Origin of the sequence: Thiomonas bhubaneswarensis (genome assembly GCF_001418255.1) — a bacterium.
Classification (GTDB): Bacteria; Pseudomonadota; Gammaproteobacteria; order Burkholderiales; family Burkholderiaceae_C; genus Thiomonas; species Thiomonas bhubaneswarensis.
In genome coordinates, this window is the sequence record NZ_LIPV01000010.1 from 54,897 (window position 1) to 70,216 (window position 15,320).

Sequence of the window (15,320 nt, forward strand, 5' to 3'; positions counted from 1 at the left end):
GGCACTACTCGAAAGCAGGCCATGAACGTTCAACTCCAGTCTCCGATCGCCGCCATCGATGCGATGGAAATCCTCGACTCGCGTGGTGTTCCCACCATCAAGGCCAGAGTGGTTCTGCAGTCAGGCGCCAGCGGTGCCGCGGCCGTGCCCTCGGGAGCCTCCACAGGCAGCGAGGAAGCCGTGGAATTGCGTGACGGCGATCCGCATCGTTACTTCGGTAAAGGGGTGCGCAAGGTCGTGGCGCATGTCCAGGGCGAGATCGCCAAGGGTCTCGTCGGCCGCAACGCGCTCGATCAGCAGGCGATCGACGCCCGGCTCATCGAGCTCGACGGCACGCCGAACAAGGCGAGACTGGGGGCGAATGCGCTGCTGGCCGTGAGCATGGCCACGGCACGTGCGGCAGCCGTCGAGCGAGATCTGCCGCTCTATCGCAGCCTGGGTGTGGGCAAGGCCGATCTGTTGCCCATGCCGATGTTCAATGTGCTCAACGGCGGACTGCATGCGCCAAGCAGCTCGATGGACTTTCAGGAGTTCATGCTGGTTCCGCTGGGCGCACCCGGTTTTACCGAAGCCGTGCGTTACGCCGCCGAGACCTTCGACGCCCTGCGCAAGCTGCTTCAGAGCATGGGGCATTCGACCTCCGTAGGTGACGAGGGCGGGTTTGCGCCCAGGCTGGGCAATGGCAACGCGGCGGCCTGCGAGTTGATCGTGCGGGCCATCGAGCGCGCGGGCTATCGCCCGGGCATCGACCTGGCGATCGCCCTCGACCCGGCGGCCACATCGTTCTATCAGGAGGGTGAGTACAGGCTCACCCGATCGGGCCATCAGCGTTACAGCAGCGAACAGATGATCGATCTGTACGCCGACTGGCTTTCGGCCTACCCCATCGTGTCGATCGAGGACGGCATGGCCGAAGACGACTGGAGCGGCTTCGCGCAGATGACCCGCAGGCTCGGCGAGCGCATTCAGATCGTCGGCGATGACAACTTCGTCACCAATGTTCGCTTCATTCAGCGCGGCATCGACGAAGGCACGGCCAACGCCTCGCTGATCAAGCTCAACCAGATCGGCACGGTGAGCGAGACAGTCGAGGCTGTGCAGCTTTGCCAGCGTGCGGGCTGGCGCACCGTGATCTCGCATCGCAGTGGAGAAACCGAAGATCCCTTCATCGCCGATTTCGCCGTGGCGGTGGATGCTGGGCAGATGAAATCGGGCTCGCTGTCTCGCAGCGAGCGTCTGGCCAAGTACAACCGGCTGCTGGAAATCGACGCCGAACTCGGCGAGCGCGCACGCTTTGTCAACCCTTATCGCTGAAGTCCGCCATGCCCGACATGGTGCCCTTTCACAGCATCGTCTTCTCGAGCCAGGCGGCGGAAGACGCCGCGTCGAGTCCCGATTTGCGCGACGTGTTTCACGATCTTTGCCTCGACAAAGTCTTCACGGCGGCGTACGGCGCCTTTCTGCCGCGCGAAAAGCCCGCATACTACGTGGCCGATCGCGTGGATGACGAAGCACCGTACCGTGCCCAGGTGCTGCTGTTGCTGCAGTCGCTTTTCGGCACGCCGCTGCATGATGCGGAAGAAGTGCGGTACCGTCAGGCGGCGCTGCAGGATTTGCAGCAGGCCAGCGTAAACAAGGGGATGCAGGCGTTCCAAGAGGGCATGCGCCAGATGCGCGCATCGCTGCGCCGCAGTGAAAAGGCCTACAACGCCATCGAAGGGCAGCGCTGGTTTCTCGATGCGGTGCGCATCTACGGCCAGACGCTCGACGCCCTGCATCACATGCTGGCTTCGGCCGAGTTGCATTCGCAAGCCCTGCGAGCTTTGCGCGAGCATGTTGCAGCCCTCGTGACCTCGGCCGAGCAGCAGGCGCGAGGGCAAGAGACGCAGGCCCTGATCGATGCCTTGGCAAAACTGCGCTACGCCGTGCGCATCGATGGCACCACGGTATCGGTGCTGCAGGACCCGCAAGAGCCTGATTACAGCGCCACCATCGCCGATTTCTTCTCTCGTTTCCGTCAGGGCGAGGTCAAGGACTACCGTGTGCAGTTCACACCCTCATCCGGTTTGAATCCGGTGGAAGGGCAGATCCTCGACCGGGTTGCCATGCTGAACCCCGAGGTTTTCGGCGGGCTGGCGCGGTTTTGTGAGGCGCAGAAGGGCTTTGCCGACGCGCGCTTGCTGCGGCTGGACCGCGAGCTGGCATGGTATCTGTGCTGGATCGATTACACGCGGTGCTTCGAGCGCGCCGGGCTGACGATTTGTATGCCGGAGTTGACGACCGACCCGGGGCAGATCGACGTCGCGCAAGCCTTCGACATGGCGCTGGCCTGGTCCTGTCTTGACAAGCAACAGCCTGTCGTATGCAACGACGTCAAGCTGCAGGGGCAGGAACGCATGATCGTGGTCACCGGTCCGAACCACGGCGGCAAGACCACGCTGGCCCGCACTTTCGGACAACTGCACCACCTTGGCTCTCTGGGCTTGACCATAGGTGCCCGCAGTGCCGCCTTGCTGCTGTGCGATCAGATATTTACCCATTTCGAGCGGGTGGAGGACATCAGCAACCAGCGCGGCAAGTTACAGGACGATCTGGTGCGCATGCATCGCATCCTGGCGGCGGCCACGTCGCGCAGCCTGGTGCTGATGAACGAGATCTTCTCATCCACCACCCTTGATGATGCGCTGTGGCTGGCGCGGCGCATCATGGCCAAGCTGTCGGCTATCGGCTCGGTGTGCGTGTTCGTGACCTTTCTCGACGAGCTCTACGCTTTCGACGCGCATACCGTGAGCATGGTGGGCACCGTGGATGTGAACGACCCGACGATACGCACCTTCAAGGTCGTGCGCCGTGCTGCGGATGGCAAGTCGTATGCCCTGGCGCTAGCGCAGAAGTTCGGTGTGACGCGGCAACAATTGCTCGAGCGTATTCCCGCATGAAGGCGCATCTGCTTTTTCCCGATCGTGACTTCGACCCCAAGGCCGATCCACCGCGGCAATGGCCGGTCGTGGCACAGGACTTGGAGGTCGATACCCTGCTGGCCGTGATGGCGCAAGAAGACCCCTTCCTGCTCGACGTCGCCGCGCGCGCCTTGATGGACGCATGCGGCGCGGGTGATGGCCGCGTTATCGCCTACCGGCAGGCCGCGCTGCGCGACGCGCTCGACCATGCCGACGAGGTGCGGGCGCTGTACGACCTGGTCGTAGAAGCCATCGACAGTCGCAAGAAACACCTGTTCGGCATGGGCCTGTTCGGGCGTTACCCCAGCTTCAATCTTCGCGGTGCGGTCGAACTGCTGCAGACCTTCGTGCAGTACCTGCGCCGTTTGCGCCAGCAGACCGACAGCCTGATCGGCAGATTTCAGTCTGAAGCCTTCGGCGCGTTGTTCTCGAGCCTGCAGCGCGACATCAGCGACGACTATTTCGAGGCTGTCCAGGAGCATCTGGAAACCTTGCGGTTCCGCCACGGTGTACTGCTCAGCGCGGGTCTGGGGCCGGGCAATGCGGGAGTCGGCTATGTGCTGCACGCGGGCACGGGCAGTCGGCCCGGCTGGCTTGCCCGTCTGCTGCACCAGGCACCGCCGGAATACACCTTCCGCCTGGCCGAGCGCGACGAAGCTGGCGCCCAAGCTCTGTCCGAACTGGTCGATCGCGGCATCAACGACGTGGCCAACGCCATGGCGCAGGCCACGGATCATGTGCTGAGCTTCTTCGAGTTGCTGCGTGCTGAACTGGGTTTTTACGTCGCCTGCCTCAATCTGCACTGCAAGCTCACAGAATGGGGCGTGGCGCTGTGTCTGCCTGAGTTTCACCCCATGGGCAGCCAGAGCCTCGAGGCGCGGGCCTTGTGCGACCCCACCCTCGCGCTCACCCTGAAACACGCCCCTGTGAGCAATGACGTCACGGCCAACGGCAAGAGCCTTTTGGCCGTTACCGGGGCGAACCAGGGCGGCAAGTCCACGTTCCTGCGCTCGGTCGGTCTGGCGCAGCTCATGCTGCACGCGGGCATGTTCGTCGCTGCTGAGCACTACGCCGGGGAACTCGCCAGCGGGATCTACACCCACTACAAGCGCGAGGAAGACGCCGAACTGCAAGGCGGCAAGCTCGACGAGGAACTCGAGCGCATGAGCGAAATCGCCGATCTCATCCGCCCTGGCGGGCTGTGGCTGTCGAACGAATCCTTCGCCTCCACCAAGGAGCGCGAAGGCTCCGAGCTGTTGCTGCAGGTCGTCGATGCCCTGCGCCAGCGCGGCATCAAAGTGGCACTGGTCACCCATCTGTTCGAGGCTGCTCACCACTTGCAGCGCCAACATGCCCAGGAAGCGCTGATGCTGCGTGCCGAGCGTCGAGACGACGGCAGTCGCAGCTTCAAGCTCGAGGCGGCACAAGCGCTGCACACCAGCTTCGGCGCCGACCTCTATGCCGAGGTATTCGGCCAGAGCTGAACATGGCGGCAGCCTTCATCATGCAACAATGGTCTGCCTGTCGCGCAGTCGGCCCTAACACCGATTGGTGGCAACCGAGCAATCAAGTGGGGCTGAAAAAAGACCTTGCACTGCCAAAAAATCTCGGTATAGAATGCTGGTTTGCTTTGGGGGGTATAGCTCAGCTGGGAGAGCGCTTGCATGGCATGCAAGAGGTCAGCGGTTCGATCCCGCTTACCTCCACCAAGCTACAGAATGGAAAGTTTTGTCCCCTTCGTCTAGAGGCCTAGGACACCGCCCTTTCACGGCGATAACACGAGTTCGAATCTCGTAGGGGACGCCAGATTCTTCACCCAGAATCTGCATGGAGTGGTAGTTCAGTTGGTTAGAATACCGGCCTGTCACGCCGGGGGTCGCGGGTTCGAGTCCCGTCCACTCCGCCAAAAAATAAAGCTAAATCAGTAGGTTATGGATAAGCCCGACCCAAACGGTCGGGCTTTTTTGTGCCCGACAGTCCTTCAGTGGGAATGCATTCCCACTCAATTCCCACTGGACCGCCACAATGCGGGCCTGATCCCTCCCGATTTCTGCCCCACGGGATTCCCACGCGGCATGACCCTTCCTCCGAAATCGCACCTGTCAGAATCCGCTGTCATTGAAACTCCAGGTACGCGCGGGTGATGTTCTTCTTGTCGATGCCCTCGAAGTTGTCGAGTTTGCGAAAAGCCTCGGGAGCGGCGGCGTGCAGGCGCTGCACGGTCTTGTCCATGTCGTCCATGTTCTGCGCCGCGGGCTGCACTTCGCGCACCAGCCAGTCGAGATAGTCGCCGGTCTGCGCCTGGGCCTGAGCCAGCGAACAGGGCTTGCCGTGACCGGGGACGATGATCTCCGGCTTGAGGGTTTCGGCGAAGGTCTTGAAGGTTTGCGCCCATTGATCCACGCGGCTGCCGTTGTCGAGCACGCCGAGCATGCGGTCGGCAAAGACGAGGTCGCCGCTGAAGGCGATGCGCTGCCTCGGGAGCCAGACCACGGCATCGCCCGGGAAATGCCCGGTGCCGAAATGGCGCAGCTCAAGCTCGACGCCGCCCAGATTGAGCTTGGCGTCGTTGCCGGGCAGCGGATCGGGGCTGCTCATGGGCGCCGTGCCATCGGCGGTTTTTCCCAAGAGCATCTTGAGAACCTGCAGTTCCTGATTCACGTTGGCCTGCTGGACCTTGACGGTCGCGGCCAGTGCCAGGATCTTTGCGCCCTTCGCGGCGAAGGTTGCATTGCCCAGCCAGCGGTGATCTTGGCTGCCGGTGTTGATCACCCAGCGCACAGGTTTGGGTGTGATGGTCTGGAGCGTGGTTTCGATGAGATCGGCTCCGACCTTGGTGGCGCCACTGTCGATGAGAATCACGCCGTCCGGTGTGACGATGGCGCCGAACGTGGCGTTGTCGCCCGCGTTGGCGGCGTCACGCTGGCCGAGCGGACCGACGAGCGCATAGATGTTCTCGGCGACTTTCATCGTCTGCAGTACGCTGGCCTGCGCGGTGACGGTCAGCGCCGCCAGGGCCAGAGTCGCGAAAGTTTTGGCTAGGGTTTGGATCATGGTGGACACTCCTGACTTGTTCAGTTTGGCTTTCAGGCTACGTGGCAGGCTGCACTGAGTGCAATCGACCGGGCGTCCAGAGGCGGACGTGGATCGCCGCTGACGCGGGCAGAGCAAACGGGTGGGCGCTTGGGCATGGCATCACCCAAGTCGCGCATGTCGACAGATTGCTCGGATCAGCCAGGACGTTGGCCGTTTTCGCCGATGACCACTTCGCCGTCTTCCTTGCTGAAGGGCGGCAGGGGCCCCGCGGGCAGCAGTTCGAGCACAGTCTCAGAAGGGCGGCACAGGCGAGTGCCTTTCGGCGATACGACGATGGGGCGCTCGATCAGGATGGGATGGGCCAACATGGCTTCGATCAGCGCGTCGTCGGTTAGCGTGGCGTCATCGAGGCCGAGGGTGTCGTAAGGCGTGCCCTTGCGCCGCAGCAGTTGACGCGGGGTCATCTGCATGGCCGAGAGCAGGGCGAGCATGGTGGTGCGGTCGGGCGGTGTCTTGAGGTATTCGACGATCTCCGGCTCGATGCCGGCGTGGCGTATCAGCGCCAGCACATTGCGCGAGGTGCCGCATTGCGGGTTGTGATAGATGCGGGTCGAGGTCATGGTTTCATTCCGTCTCGTGATGCAGCAGAAAAACGGGCTCCTGGTCGGCGGGCATCTGGGCGAGTTCTTCCGGAGTCAGCCGGGCATAGATCTCGATCAGGTAGCCGGTCGGGTCGCGCAGCCACAGCTCGTGCAGGGGCGTGCCGCGCCAAGTCGTGCGTGGCGGCTTGACGATTTCGGCTTGGGCGGCCACGGCGGCGTGGTAGGCCTCGATGACCTGCGCCTTGCCCGCCACGCCCAGCCCGAGGTGATACAGGCTGTAGGTGTCGAGCGCTTCGCCGCGGTCGTTGACGAGCAGCACGAGGTTGAGGTGCAGTTGCGGCACGATGAAGGTGCTGTAGCGGGCCGTGCGGTCTTTGGGCTGCAGGCCGAAAAAGGCCGCATAAAAGACGGTGCTGCGTTCCAGGTCGGCGACGCGCAGACTGATGTGGAATTCGTGGGCGGCGGGAAACGAGGTGGCGGTATTCATTAGGCGAGTGGTGGAGAGCGATCAAAGACTCAGCCGCAGCGCCAGCGCCAGCAGGGTGAACAGCAGCACGGGCGTGGTGAGGACGAGGCCGACGCGCATGTAATAGCCCCAGCCGATGTGCACGCCTTTGCGGTCGAGCACATGCAGCCAGAGCAGGGTGGCGAGACTGCCGATGGGGGTGAATTTGGGGCCGAGGTCGCAGCCGATCACATGGGCGTAGATCATGGCTTCGCGCACCGCTGGGTCGAGCCCCTGCGCATGATGGATGCCCAGCGCGCCGACCAGCGTCATCGGCATGTTGTTCATCACGGATGACAGCACGGCGCTGAGAAAACCGGTGCCCACCGTGGCGGCGACGAAACCGTGGCGGGCCAACGCCTCCAGAGCCAGCGCCAGATAGGCCGTGAGCCCTGCGTTGCGCAGGCCGTAGACCACCAGGTACATGCCCAGTGAAAACAGCACGATCTGCCACGGCGCCCCTTTGATCACATGGCGCAGATCGATGACGGCGCCTTGCCCTCTGCGCCACCAGCGCCCGGCCAGCGCCAGCAGCAGCAGCGCTGCGGCGCTGGTGACCAGCGAGACGGGCACCTTCCAGGCAGCGGTGACGAAGTAGGCGATCAGTAAAACCGTCATCACCGGCCAGGTCCAGCGAAACACCAGCGCGTCCTTGATGACGCTGGCGGGCTCGTCGATCCGCGCAAGGTCGTAGCGCGCAGGGATGTCACGGCGGAAAAAGATCAGCAGCACGACCAAGGTGGCGGCAAGCGCCGCCAGGTCCACCGGCACCATGACGGCGGCGTAGCGGTCGAAGGGAATGCCGAAATAGCCCGCGGTGACGATGTTCACCAGATTGGAGATGATCAGCGGCAGCGAGGTTGTGTCGGCGACAAAGCCGCAAGCCATGACGAAAGCCAGCGCCGCCGCCGGGCCGAAGCCCAGCGCCAGCAGCATGGCCAGCACGATGGGGGTGAGGATGAGAGCAGCGCCGTCGTTGGCGAAGAGAGCGGAGATCACCGCGCCAAGCACGACCATCAGCGGAAAGAGGCGCTTTCCATGGCCGCCGCCCCAGCGCGCAACATGCAGCGCGGCCCAGTGGAACACGCCGGCGTCGTCGAGGATGAGCGAGATGATGATCAGACCGACGAAGGTGAAAGTGGCGTCCCAGACGATGTGCCAGACCACAGGGATGTCGCCCCACTGGATGACGCCGAGCATCAGCGCGAGTGCCGCGCCGCCCAGGGCGCTGTAGCCGATGCCCAGGCCCCGAGGCTGCCAGATCACGAACACCAGGGTGAGGATGAAGATGGCGGCGGCGAGGAGCATGGAAGGTGCGAACCCGAGGAAGGAGTTGGAATGAAAAGCGGCAGGCTGAACAACACCTGCCGTGGAAGCCCTGCAAATTTACTTGCTGATCACGTCGAGCTCACCGCGCTCGCATTCCTCGGGGAGGGGCAGAACCTGCGTCTTGCCGATGGCGATGATCTCCTGCCGGGTGGCGGCTTCGTCGAGCTTGTCCAGCGGCAGGTTGACGAAGGCGCGAACCCGGCACATGATCTGGCGGAAGATGGTCTGGAAGGCGCGGCGCTTCTCTTCGTCACTACCCTGCACCGCGGCTGGGTCTTCAAAGCCCCAATGCGCCGTGAGAGGGTGGCCTGGCCAGATGGGGCAGGTTTCGCCCGCAGCCTTGTCGCACACGGTGAACACAAAGTCCATGACGGGCGCGTCCGGGGTGGAGAACTCGTCCCAGCTCTTGCTGCGCAGCGTTTCGGTGGGGTAGCCGATGGTCTTGAGCTGTTCGATGGCGAAGGGGTTGACCACGCCGCCCGGATGGCTGCCCGCGCTGTACGCCTTGAAGCGTCCCTTGCCCATTACGTTGATCAGCCCTTCGCCCATGATGGAACGGGCTGAATTTCCAGTGCACAGCACCAGCACGTTGTAGACCTTGTTGTCCATGAAGACTCCTCGAGTTGAAATTCAGCAGCAGGATGATTTGGCTGGTTTGCCGCCGGTCACTGTGCCGCAGCAGGTGGCGCTGCCGCGCTCGTTCGCGGCCGTGGCTGGCGCTGCAGCCGTTGGCACACAGCAGCCTGCGCCTTGCGCAGCCTCATTGAACATGGGTATTGTGTCCAGGGTGTGATAGGTCTCCCAGGCGATGCCGACCGGGTCGTTGACCCAGTATTTGTCGGAGCGGGCATAGCAGCAGGCGGTGCCGAGCTCCGCGATTGCCTCAGCATCGGTGGCCTCGACGCGCTGCTGCATATCCAGGAGTTCGGCGCCGCTCTCCACTTGAATGCCGAGATGGTTCAGCCCGGGCGCGGCACCGCGCTGCGAAATGGCGAAATTCACCCGCGGATCGTCGAGCATCCACTTGGCGTAATCGGCCTTGCGTACCGTGGGCTCGGCGGCGAACAGCGCGGAGTAGAAGCGAACGGCGTCGTCGAGCGCTGGCACGCTGACGTGAACATGAAAGCGTTTCATGGGGCGATGTCCTCAGTTCGGGAAAGTGAAGCGGGCGGGCAATGAACCGCCGCAGGGCCGCAGGGGTTGCCGCCGCAGCAGTTCTCGGTGAGATAGCCGATCAGGGCGTTCATGGTGGCGAAGCGGGCGCTGTAGATCACGAAACGTCCTTCCGGGCGGGATTCGATCAGTTCGGCGTGAACGAGCTCCTTCAGATGGAACGACAGCGATGAGGGAGGCAGGGCGGCCAGCTCGGCAATTTTTCCCGCAGCCAGCCCTTTCGGGCCCGCCTGCACCAAGGTGCGAAAAACGCGGAGTCGGGCCTCTTGCGCAAGAGCAGCCAGTGCGAGGAGTGCGGCTTTCGTTTCCATGTTTCAAATTTTATGGAAATATAAAAATAAAGCAAGGCCCGATGTCGATGGGTTCAGACACCAGCCGCTGCCGAAGGGATATGTTTTGCGACGCCTTGCCTGCCGTCTCCAACATCAAAGGCGCAGCACGGCTTACGCCTATGCCTCAGCCCTACAGGCCCGGAAAGGCGTGAGGCAGCAGCAAGGCGGCCAGCACCGCCATGATCACGCCCGTCAGACGATCGAGAATCTGCCAGGCACGGGGGCGGGCGAACCACGGCGCCAGCCAGCGCGCTCCGTAGCCGAGTATGCCGAACCAGAGCGCGCTGCCCAGGCCCGCACCTGCGACGAACCACCAGCGCAGTCCATCCGGCTGGCGAGCGCCCAAATTGCCCATCAACAGCACGGTGTCGAGATAGACGTGCGGGTTGAGCAGGGTGAACGCCAGAGCCTGAGCCATCGCGGCGCCCAGACTTAGCCCGCGGCCCTGGGCCGTGGCTTCGAGCGTTTCGATGCGGCGTGCGCGTTGCAGCGCGCGCCAGCCATACACCGCCAGAAAGACAGTCCCGCCCAGTGCCAGTGCGCGTGACAGCAGGGGGCTTTCGCCCAGCGCCTGCGACATCCCGGCGACGCCTGTGGCGATCAGGCTCACATCGGCCAAGGCGCAGAACGCGACGATGGGGCCCACATGTTCGCGGCGCAGGCCCTGGCGGAGCACGAAGGTGTTCTGTGCACCGATGGCCACGATGAGGCCGAGGCTGAGGGTCAGGCCTTGCGTTGCGGCAGACGCGACGGAGAGGAGCGAAGAGGTCGAGAGCATGTCCGCCATCTTGCGGTTGGTTCGTGATAAAGGCAAACTACGGATACTTCATCAAATTAAATAGTGCTAAACCCATGCTCGACTACGCCGCCCTGGCGGCACTTGCCGCCGTGATTCGCGAAGGCAGCTTCGATCGAGCGGCCCGCGCTCTCCATGTCACGCCGTCGGCCGTGTCGCAGCGCGTCAGGCTGCTCGAGGAGCGCGTCGGCTGCGCGCTGGTGATACGCGACCAGCCCTGCCGGGCGACCGAGACGGGGCGCCGCCTTTGTCAGCACATCGATCGCGTACGCCTGCTGGAACAGGAACTGCACGACGCGCTGCCCGCGCTGACGCCGGGGGAGGGCGCGAGGGTTCCGCTGTCCATCGCCGTGAACGCCGACAGCCTGGCCACCTGGCTCGCCCCGGCGATTGCCGCCTACGCAGCCGACGCTCCGGTGCTGATGAACGTGGCGGTCGACGACGAAGGACACACTGCTGAGTGGCTGCGCAGTGGCGAGGTGCTGGCTGCCGTGACGTCCGAGGCGCGGCCTACCAGTGGCTGCAACAGCCGCCCGCTCGGCGCCTTGCGCTACGTCGCCGCAGCCAGCCCGGCTTTCGTGCAGCACCATTTCGCGCAGGGGGTGACGCCGGGAGCCTTGTCCAGGGCCCCGTCTCTGCTGTTCAGCATCAAGGATGACCTTCAGGCCAGATGGGTGCGTCGGCTTTGTCATCGGGCCGTCGAACTGCCGCGTCATGTGCTGCCGTCGACTCAGGCCTTCGTCACCGCCTCGGTGGAGGGCATGGGCTGGGCCATGCACCCGCAGGTCCTGGTGACCGATCATCTGCGGCAGGGGCGGCTGGTCGAGATCGCGCCCGACAGTGTGCTGGATGTTCCCCTGTACTGGCACTATGCGCGGGCGGCATCGGCACTGGTCGATGGATTGAGCCGTGCCGTTCTGAGTGCGGCCCGCGAGGCGCTGCTGCAAAAGTGAGACGCGGCCGAGGGGTGATCAGGCGCTGCCGATCAGAATGCCGGTGGCAAAGACCAGCAGACCGCCCACGACGACCTGCAACACCGCCAGCCCGAACGGCGTATCCATGAATCGTTTGCGCACCCAGGCGATCAGCACCAACTCCACCGCGACGACGGCGAAGGCCAGCAGGGTGGCGAGATGGAAGTTCGGCAGAAGATAGGGCAGGGTATGGCCCAGGCCACCCAGTGCGGTCATCAGCCCGGTGACGCCTCCACGCAGCCAGGGGCTGCCGCGCCCGGTGAGTGAACCGTCGTCCGACATGGCCTCGGCGAAGGCCATGCTGATGCCCGCTCCCAATGCGGCGGCCAGTCCGACCAGAAACGTGGCCCAGGAGTCGTGCGTGGCGAAAGCGGCGGCGAAAAGTGGCGCCAGCGTGGACACCGATCCGTCCATCAAGCCGGCCAGTCCGGGTTGCACGAAGCGAAGCACGAAAGCGCGTCGCTGCGTTTCGCGCTCGGCGTGGATGGCTTGCGGCGTGATGAAGCGATTGCCGAGCGCCTCGGCCTTCTGTTCGTGGCTGGCCTCTGCGGCCGCGAGATCGCCGAGCAACTGGCGAATGCCGGCGTCTGTAGCGTGCCGCGCCGCCTTGGCGTAGAACATGCGCGACTCGGCCTCCATCACTTCGGCCTGAGCGCGGAACTTGTCCAGATCGATCGGTTGCACCAGCCACAAGGGCTTGCGCTCGATGAAACCGCGCACGTCCTGTCGGCGTATGAGCGGTATCCGGTCGCCAAAGCGTTTGCGGTAGAGCTCGAGCAGGCGGTGCCGATGGGTATTTTCCTCGGCCGCCATCCCTCGAAAGAGCGCCGCAGTGTCAGGATAATCGGCGCTCAAGGCCTGCGCGTATTGGCTGTAGATGCGCGCATCGTCTTCTTCGAGCGAGATGGCCAGTGCCAGCAGTTGCTGTTCGCTCAGCTTGGAGAATTCCAACACTGCCGAACCACGCGACAGGCTGGGTATGGAAAACAGCGAGATCAGATTCATGGCCATGTCCCGGATACGCTCTGCATGATTGTCCTCGTTGTCGAGTTCGCCTTCAGAGCCAGCCCTAAAATGCATGCCATCGCGCCCAACAATGGAGAACCGAGTGGACCAACCCGTGATTGATGTCGATCTGGATGCACGCGGACTGAACTGCCCGCTGCCCATCCTTAAAGCCAAGAAAGCGCTGGCCCAGATGCAGAGCGGACAGGTGCTGCGCGTGGTGTCCACCGACGGCGGTTCGGTGAGGGATTTTCAGGCTTTTGCCCGCCAGACCGGCAACGCCCTGGTCGACCAGAAGACCGAGGGCGGCGAATACCACCATCTGCTGCGTCGGCGCTGAGGCGCGCGACGAACCCGGCGCCCACCGGATGGCCGGGCGCCGCAGGCCAAGCGGCGGGATTGCTGCTCAGCCTTCGGCGCGGAGACTGTTGATGTAGGCGCTGAATTCCGGCCCCGTTTCGGGGTGGCTCATGCCCAGTTGCACGGTGGCTTCCAGGTAACCCATTTTGCTGCCGCAGTCGAAGCGGCGGCCGCTGTAGCGATAGGCGTAGACCGCTTCTTCGTGCAACAGCGCGGAGATGCCGTCGGTGAGTTGGATTTCACCCCCGGCACCGGGCTTGCCGTGACGCAGGTGATGAAACACGCGCGGGCTGAGGATGTAGCGGCCCACCACGGCCTGGGTGCTCGGCGCCACGTCGGGCGCCGGCTTTTCCACGATGCCTGACAGCGAGGTCAGCCCCGGGGTGATCTCCTGGCCGCTGACGATGCCGTAGCGTTTGGTGTGCTCGCGCGGCACTTCTTCCGTGGCGATGACGCTGCGGCCATGGCGGCTGTGAATGTCGACCATTTGCGCCATGACGGGCGGCTCACCCACCAGCAGGTCGTCGGCGAGGATGACGGCGAACGGCTCGTTGCCGACCAGGCGCTCCGCGCACAACACGGCGGCGCCAAGCCCGTTGGCGACCGGCTGGCGCACAAACACGCATTGGACGTTGTCGGGCTTGACGCTGCGAACCACTTCCAGCAAGGCCTGCTTGCCCGCCGCCTCGAGTTCATGCTCCAGTTCGTAGGCGGTGTCGAAATGGTCTTCAATGGCGCGTTTGTGGCGGCCGGTGACAAAGATCATTTCGGTGATGCCTGCGGCATAGGCTTCCTCGACTGCGTACTGGATCAGCGGCTTGTCGACCACCGGCATCATCTCTTTCGGAGTGGCCTTGGTCGCGGGCAGGAAGCGCGTGCCGAGACCGGCGACGGGAAAGACGGCTTTGGTGATGGTCGCAAGCATGTTGTTCGTCAGCGCGTGGGTTGAACATGTCACTGATACTAACAAGGGATTCTGCATTTGTGCGATGCAGCAAACTCGGGGGTTGACTCGCAACCCCGGCGTTGATCAGACGCAACTCACTCGGCTCGGCGTGGTGTGTAGCCCGCCGCCAGGATGCGACGCCAGACCGCGCGCTTTTCCTCGGGACTCATCTCGACCCAGCGGCCGACTTCGACAGCGGTGCGCAGACAGCCGCGGCAGACGTCGTCAAAGCCGGTGGAGCAGACGCCGACACAAGGCGTGTCGGGTTCGCCGGTTTCGTTGAAGGAGGGCTCGCTCATTGCACCTCGCCCTGCACGGCAAGGGTGCCGCTGCGCCCGGGAATGCTGCCGAGGCCGACCGCGTGATGCGGCAGAGCGCTCAGATTCAAGGTGTCCGCATAGGCCCGCATGGTGGTGCAATGCAGACCTGCGGCCTTCCAGCCGTGCAGCAGACGGTCGAACACGGAGGCGAGCTGTCCGCCTTCGAGTTCCGCGTGCAGGGTGTAGACGTGGTCGCGCCCGTCGGTGCTCAGGCGCAGGAGGTGGTCGGCCACGTTGTCGGCGTTGAGTCCGTCCACACCGATCAATTCATCGAGCGTCGGCAGGGTGGTCGGCAACTGCGGCACTTTTAGCGCCTGTCCCTGCACGACGGGCAGAAAGGGGTGGATGCCGCGCCCATCGGATGCCAGGGTGAAACCGAGTTCTTGTTCCAGAAGGTAGGCGGCGTCGTTCATCTGCCAGCCGGCGGCGCCGTGCACCTGCGGAGGCTGGCCGAAAATATCGCCGTAGCGATCGACTGCGAGCTGGAGCTGGCGACGCGTCCACTCGGCGCTCTTGCGAACCACGGCGTCCTGCCACAGGATGTGGTCCCAGGTATGCACCCCGGTTTCGTGGCCGCTGCGCGCGGCATCGCGCATGGGGTCGGCCGCACGCCTGCCGATGTCCGGGCCGGGCAGCAGGGTGCCGTAGAGTAGGGTCTTCAGACCGTAGTGACTGGTCACCGAGGTGCGCCGGACCTTGGCGAGAAAGCCCGGACGGAACACGCGCTTGAGCGCGCGGCCGGTGTGATCCGGGCCGAGGCTGAACAGAAAGGTGGCACGGAGTTGATGTCGATCGAGCAGGCGGAGCAGGGCGGGTACGCCTTCGAGCGTGCCACGAAGGGTGTCGACATCGACTTTGAGTGCAAGGGTGGGCATGGGAGGATGAAAAGACGCGGGCATGACATCGTAGAGGACTTGACCTGATACGGGGCGGGCGCTGCGAGGGTCTGGTTCAATGGTCAAGTATTGAATACGCGTTGGGG

17 protein-coding genes and 3 tRNA genes are annotated in these 15,320 nt (G+C 63.9%); 8 read left to right on the forward strand and 12 right to left on the reverse strand.

The genetic code is table 11. The features are described from left to right. The first annotated feature begins 21 nt into the window (after positions 1-21). From eno to ASC45_RS12975, 6 genes are all read left to right on the forward strand, one after another. On the forward strand, positions 22-1,314 hold the full coding sequence (eno, locus tag ASC45_RS12950; RefSeq protein ID WP_055451456.1) for a phosphopyruvate hydratase: 1,293 nt from the start codon (positions 22-24) through the stop codon (positions 1,312-1,314). A gap of 8 nt (positions 1,315-1,322) precedes the next feature. Then, on the forward strand, positions 1,323-2,939 hold the full coding sequence (locus tag ASC45_RS12955; protein ID WP_055451457.1) for a MutS-related protein: 1,617 nt from the start codon (positions 1,323-1,325) through the stop codon (positions 2,937-2,939). Then, positions 2,936-4,444 (forward strand): MutS-related protein, encoded by a 1,509-nt coding sequence (locus tag ASC45_RS12960; protein WP_055451458.1) that lies wholly within the window; start codon positions 2,936-2,938, stop codon positions 4,442-4,444. Before ASC45_RS12955 ends, ASC45_RS12960 begins: the two co-directional genes overlap by 4 nt. Positions 4,445-4,593: 149 nt before the next feature. Further along, positions 4,594-4,669: transfer RNA gene (locus ASC45_RS12965), tRNA-Ala, on the forward strand. Between the two features lie 21 nt (positions 4,670-4,690). After that, a tRNA-Glu gene (locus tag ASC45_RS12970) sits at positions 4,691-4,766 on the forward strand. A 23-nt stretch (positions 4,767-4,789) separates the two neighbouring features. Continuing rightward, positions 4,790-4,866 (forward strand) — tRNA-Asp (locus ASC45_RS12975). A 209-nt stretch (positions 4,867-5,075) separates the two neighbouring features. Here ASC45_RS12975 and ASC45_RS12980 read toward each other — a convergent pair. From ASC45_RS12980 to ASC45_RS13015, 8 genes are all read right to left on the reverse strand, one after another. Continuing rightward, positions 5,076-6,014 carry an MBL fold metallo-hydrolase gene (locus ASC45_RS12980; protein ID WP_055451459.1) on the reverse strand — a complete coding sequence of 313 codons (939 nt, stop codon included), beginning with the start codon at positions 6,012-6,014 and terminating at the stop codon, positions 5,076-5,078. Positions 6,015-6,190: 176 nt separating this feature from the next. After that, positions 6,191-6,616, reverse strand: a complete 426-nt coding sequence (gene arsC / locus ASC45_RS12985) for an arsenate reductase (glutaredoxin) (RefSeq protein WP_055451460.1) — start codon at positions 6,614-6,616, stop codon at positions 6,191-6,193. A gap of 4 nt (positions 6,617-6,620) precedes the next feature. Then, the gene (locus ASC45_RS12990; RefSeq protein ID WP_055451461.1) at positions 6,621-7,085 is read right to left on the reverse strand and encodes a VOC family protein; all 465 of its coding nucleotides are present in this window, start codon (positions 7,083-7,085) and stop codon (positions 6,621-6,623) included. A gap of 21 nt (positions 7,086-7,106) precedes the next feature. Beyond that, positions 7,107-8,411, reverse strand: coding sequence for an arsenic transporter (locus tag ASC45_RS12995; RefSeq protein WP_055451462.1), 1,305 nt, complete (start codon positions 8,409-8,411; stop codon positions 7,107-7,109). Positions 8,412-8,489: 78 nt separating this feature from the next. Next, a complete protein-coding gene (locus ASC45_RS13000; protein ID WP_055451463.1) occupies positions 8,490-9,041 on the reverse strand; it encodes an arsenate reductase ArsC in 552 nt (183 codons plus the stop codon). 21 nt (positions 9,042-9,062) lie between these two features. Then, a complete protein-coding gene (locus ASC45_RS13005; protein WP_055451464.1) occupies positions 9,063-9,566 on the reverse strand; it encodes an ArsI/CadI family heavy metal resistance metalloenzyme in 504 nt (167 codons plus the stop codon). Further along, positions 9,563-9,916 (reverse strand): ArsR/SmtB family transcription factor, encoded by a 354-nt coding sequence (locus ASC45_RS13010; RefSeq protein ID WP_055451465.1) that lies wholly within the window; start codon positions 9,914-9,916, stop codon positions 9,563-9,565. Before ASC45_RS13010 ends, ASC45_RS13005 begins: the two co-directional genes overlap by 4 nt. Before the next feature lie 151 nt (positions 9,917-10,067). Then, the gene (locus tag ASC45_RS13015; protein ID WP_055451466.1) at positions 10,068-10,724 is read right to left on the reverse strand and encodes a LysE/ArgO family amino acid transporter; all 657 of its coding nucleotides are present in this window, start codon (positions 10,722-10,724) and stop codon (positions 10,068-10,070) included. A 65-nt stretch (positions 10,725-10,789) separates the two neighbouring features. Here ASC45_RS13015 and ASC45_RS13020 point away from each other — a divergent pair, with 65 nt between their 5' ends. Next, positions 10,790-11,686 (forward strand): LysR family transcriptional regulator ArgP, encoded by an 897-nt coding sequence (locus tag ASC45_RS13020; RefSeq protein WP_055451467.1) that lies wholly within the window; start codon positions 10,790-10,792, stop codon positions 11,684-11,686. An 18-nt stretch (positions 11,687-11,704) separates the two neighbouring features. Here ASC45_RS13020 and mbfA read toward each other — a convergent pair whose 3' ends face one another. Next, positions 11,705-12,712, reverse strand: coding sequence for an iron exporter MbfA (gene mbfA / locus ASC45_RS13025; protein WP_055451549.1), 1,008 nt, complete (start codon positions 12,710-12,712; stop codon positions 11,705-11,707). Positions 12,713-12,803: 91 nt separating this feature from the next. Between mbfA and ASC45_RS13030 the strand changes: the two genes are divergently transcribed. Next, on the forward strand, positions 12,804-13,052 hold the full coding sequence (locus ASC45_RS13030) for a sulfurtransferase TusA family protein (RefSeq protein WP_055451468.1): 249 nt from the start codon (positions 12,804-12,806) through the stop codon (positions 13,050-13,052). A gap of 66 nt (positions 13,053-13,118) precedes the next feature. On the opposite strand, the gene galU is transcribed toward ASC45_RS13030, so the two are convergent. The 3 genes from galU to ASC45_RS13045 form a co-directional block, all read right to left on the reverse strand. After that, positions 13,119-13,997 carry a UTP--glucose-1-phosphate uridylyltransferase GalU gene (gene galU / locus ASC45_RS13035; RefSeq protein ID WP_055451469.1) on the reverse strand — a complete coding sequence of 293 codons (879 nt, stop codon included), beginning with the start codon at positions 13,995-13,997 and terminating at the stop codon, positions 13,119-13,121. Positions 13,998-14,113: 116 nt separating this feature from the next. Then, positions 14,114-14,317 carry a DUF1289 domain-containing protein gene (locus ASC45_RS13040; protein ID WP_055451470.1) on the reverse strand — a complete coding sequence of 68 codons (204 nt, stop codon included), beginning with the start codon at positions 14,315-14,317 and terminating at the stop codon, positions 14,114-14,116. After that, positions 14,314-15,213 carry a polysaccharide deacetylase family protein gene (locus ASC45_RS13045; protein WP_055451471.1) on the reverse strand — a complete coding sequence of 300 codons (900 nt, stop codon included), beginning with the start codon at positions 15,211-15,213 and terminating at the stop codon, positions 14,314-14,316. Before ASC45_RS13045 ends, ASC45_RS13040 begins: the two co-directional genes overlap by 4 nt. Between the last annotated feature and the right edge of the window lie 107 nt (positions 15,214-15,320).

What these genes read in the sequence shown, in the direction of transcription:
- ASC45_RS13030 (WP_055451468.1), top strand. Translation starts at nt 12,804, where the DNA reads ATGGAGAACCGAGTGGACCAACCCGTGATTGATGTCGATCTGGATGCA.
- ASC45_RS12960 (WP_055451458.1), top strand. Translation starts at nt 2,936, where the DNA reads ATGAAGGCGCATCTGCTTTTTCCCGATCGTGACTTCGACCCCAAGGCC.
- eno (WP_055451456.1), top strand. Translation starts at nt 22, where the DNA reads ATGAACGTTCAACTCCAGTCTCCGATCGCCGCCATCGATGCGATGGAA.
- ASC45_RS12990 (WP_055451461.1), bottom strand. Translation starts at nt 7,085, where the DNA reads ATGAATACCGCCACCTCGTTTCCCGCCGCCCACGAATTCCACATCAGT.
- ASC45_RS13010 (WP_055451465.1), bottom strand. Translation starts at nt 9,916, where the DNA reads ATGGAAACGAAAGCCGCACTCCTCGCACTGGCTGCTCTTGCGCAAGAG.
- ASC45_RS12995 (WP_055451462.1), bottom strand. Translation starts at nt 8,411, where the DNA reads ATGCTCCTCGCCGCCGCCATCTTCATCCTCACCCTGGTGTTCGTGATC.
- galU (WP_055451469.1), bottom strand. Translation starts at nt 13,997, where the DNA reads ATGCTTGCGACCATCACCAAAGCCGTCTTTCCCGTCGCCGGTCTCGGC.
- ASC45_RS13045 (WP_055451471.1), bottom strand. Translation starts at nt 15,213, where the DNA reads ATGCCCACCCTTGCACTCAAAGTCGATGTCGACACCCTTCGTGGCACG.
- ASC45_RS13040 (WP_055451470.1), bottom strand. Translation starts at nt 14,317, where the DNA reads ATGAGCGAGCCCTCCTTCAACGAAACCGGCGAACCCGACACGCCTTGT.
- mbfA (WP_055451549.1), bottom strand. Translation starts at nt 12,712, where the DNA reads ATGAATCTGATCTCGCTGTTTTCCATACCCAGCCTGTCGCGTGGTTCG.
- ASC45_RS13005 (WP_055451464.1), bottom strand. Translation starts at nt 9,566, where the DNA reads ATGAAACGCTTTCATGTTCACGTCAGCGTGCCAGCGCTCGACGACGCC.
- arsC (WP_055451460.1), bottom strand. Translation starts at nt 6,616, where the DNA reads ATGACCTCGACCCGCATCTATCACAACCCGCAATGCGGCACCTCGCGC.
- ASC45_RS13015 (WP_055451466.1), bottom strand. Translation starts at nt 10,724, where the DNA reads ATGGCGGACATGCTCTCGACCTCTTCGCTCCTCTCCGTCGCGTCTGCC.
- ASC45_RS12980 (WP_055451459.1), bottom strand. Translation starts at nt 6,014, where the DNA reads ATGATCCAAACCCTAGCCAAAACTTTCGCGACTCTGGCCCTGGCGGCG.
- ASC45_RS13000 (WP_055451463.1), bottom strand. Translation starts at nt 9,041, where the DNA reads ATGGACAACAAGGTCTACAACGTGCTGGTGCTGTGCACTGGAAATTCA.
- ASC45_RS12955 (WP_055451457.1), top strand. Translation starts at nt 1,323, where the DNA reads ATGCCCGACATGGTGCCCTTTCACAGCATCGTCTTCTCGAGCCAGGCG.
- ASC45_RS13020 (WP_055451467.1), top strand. Translation starts at nt 10,790, where the DNA reads ATGCTCGACTACGCCGCCCTGGCGGCACTTGCCGCCGTGATTCGCGAA.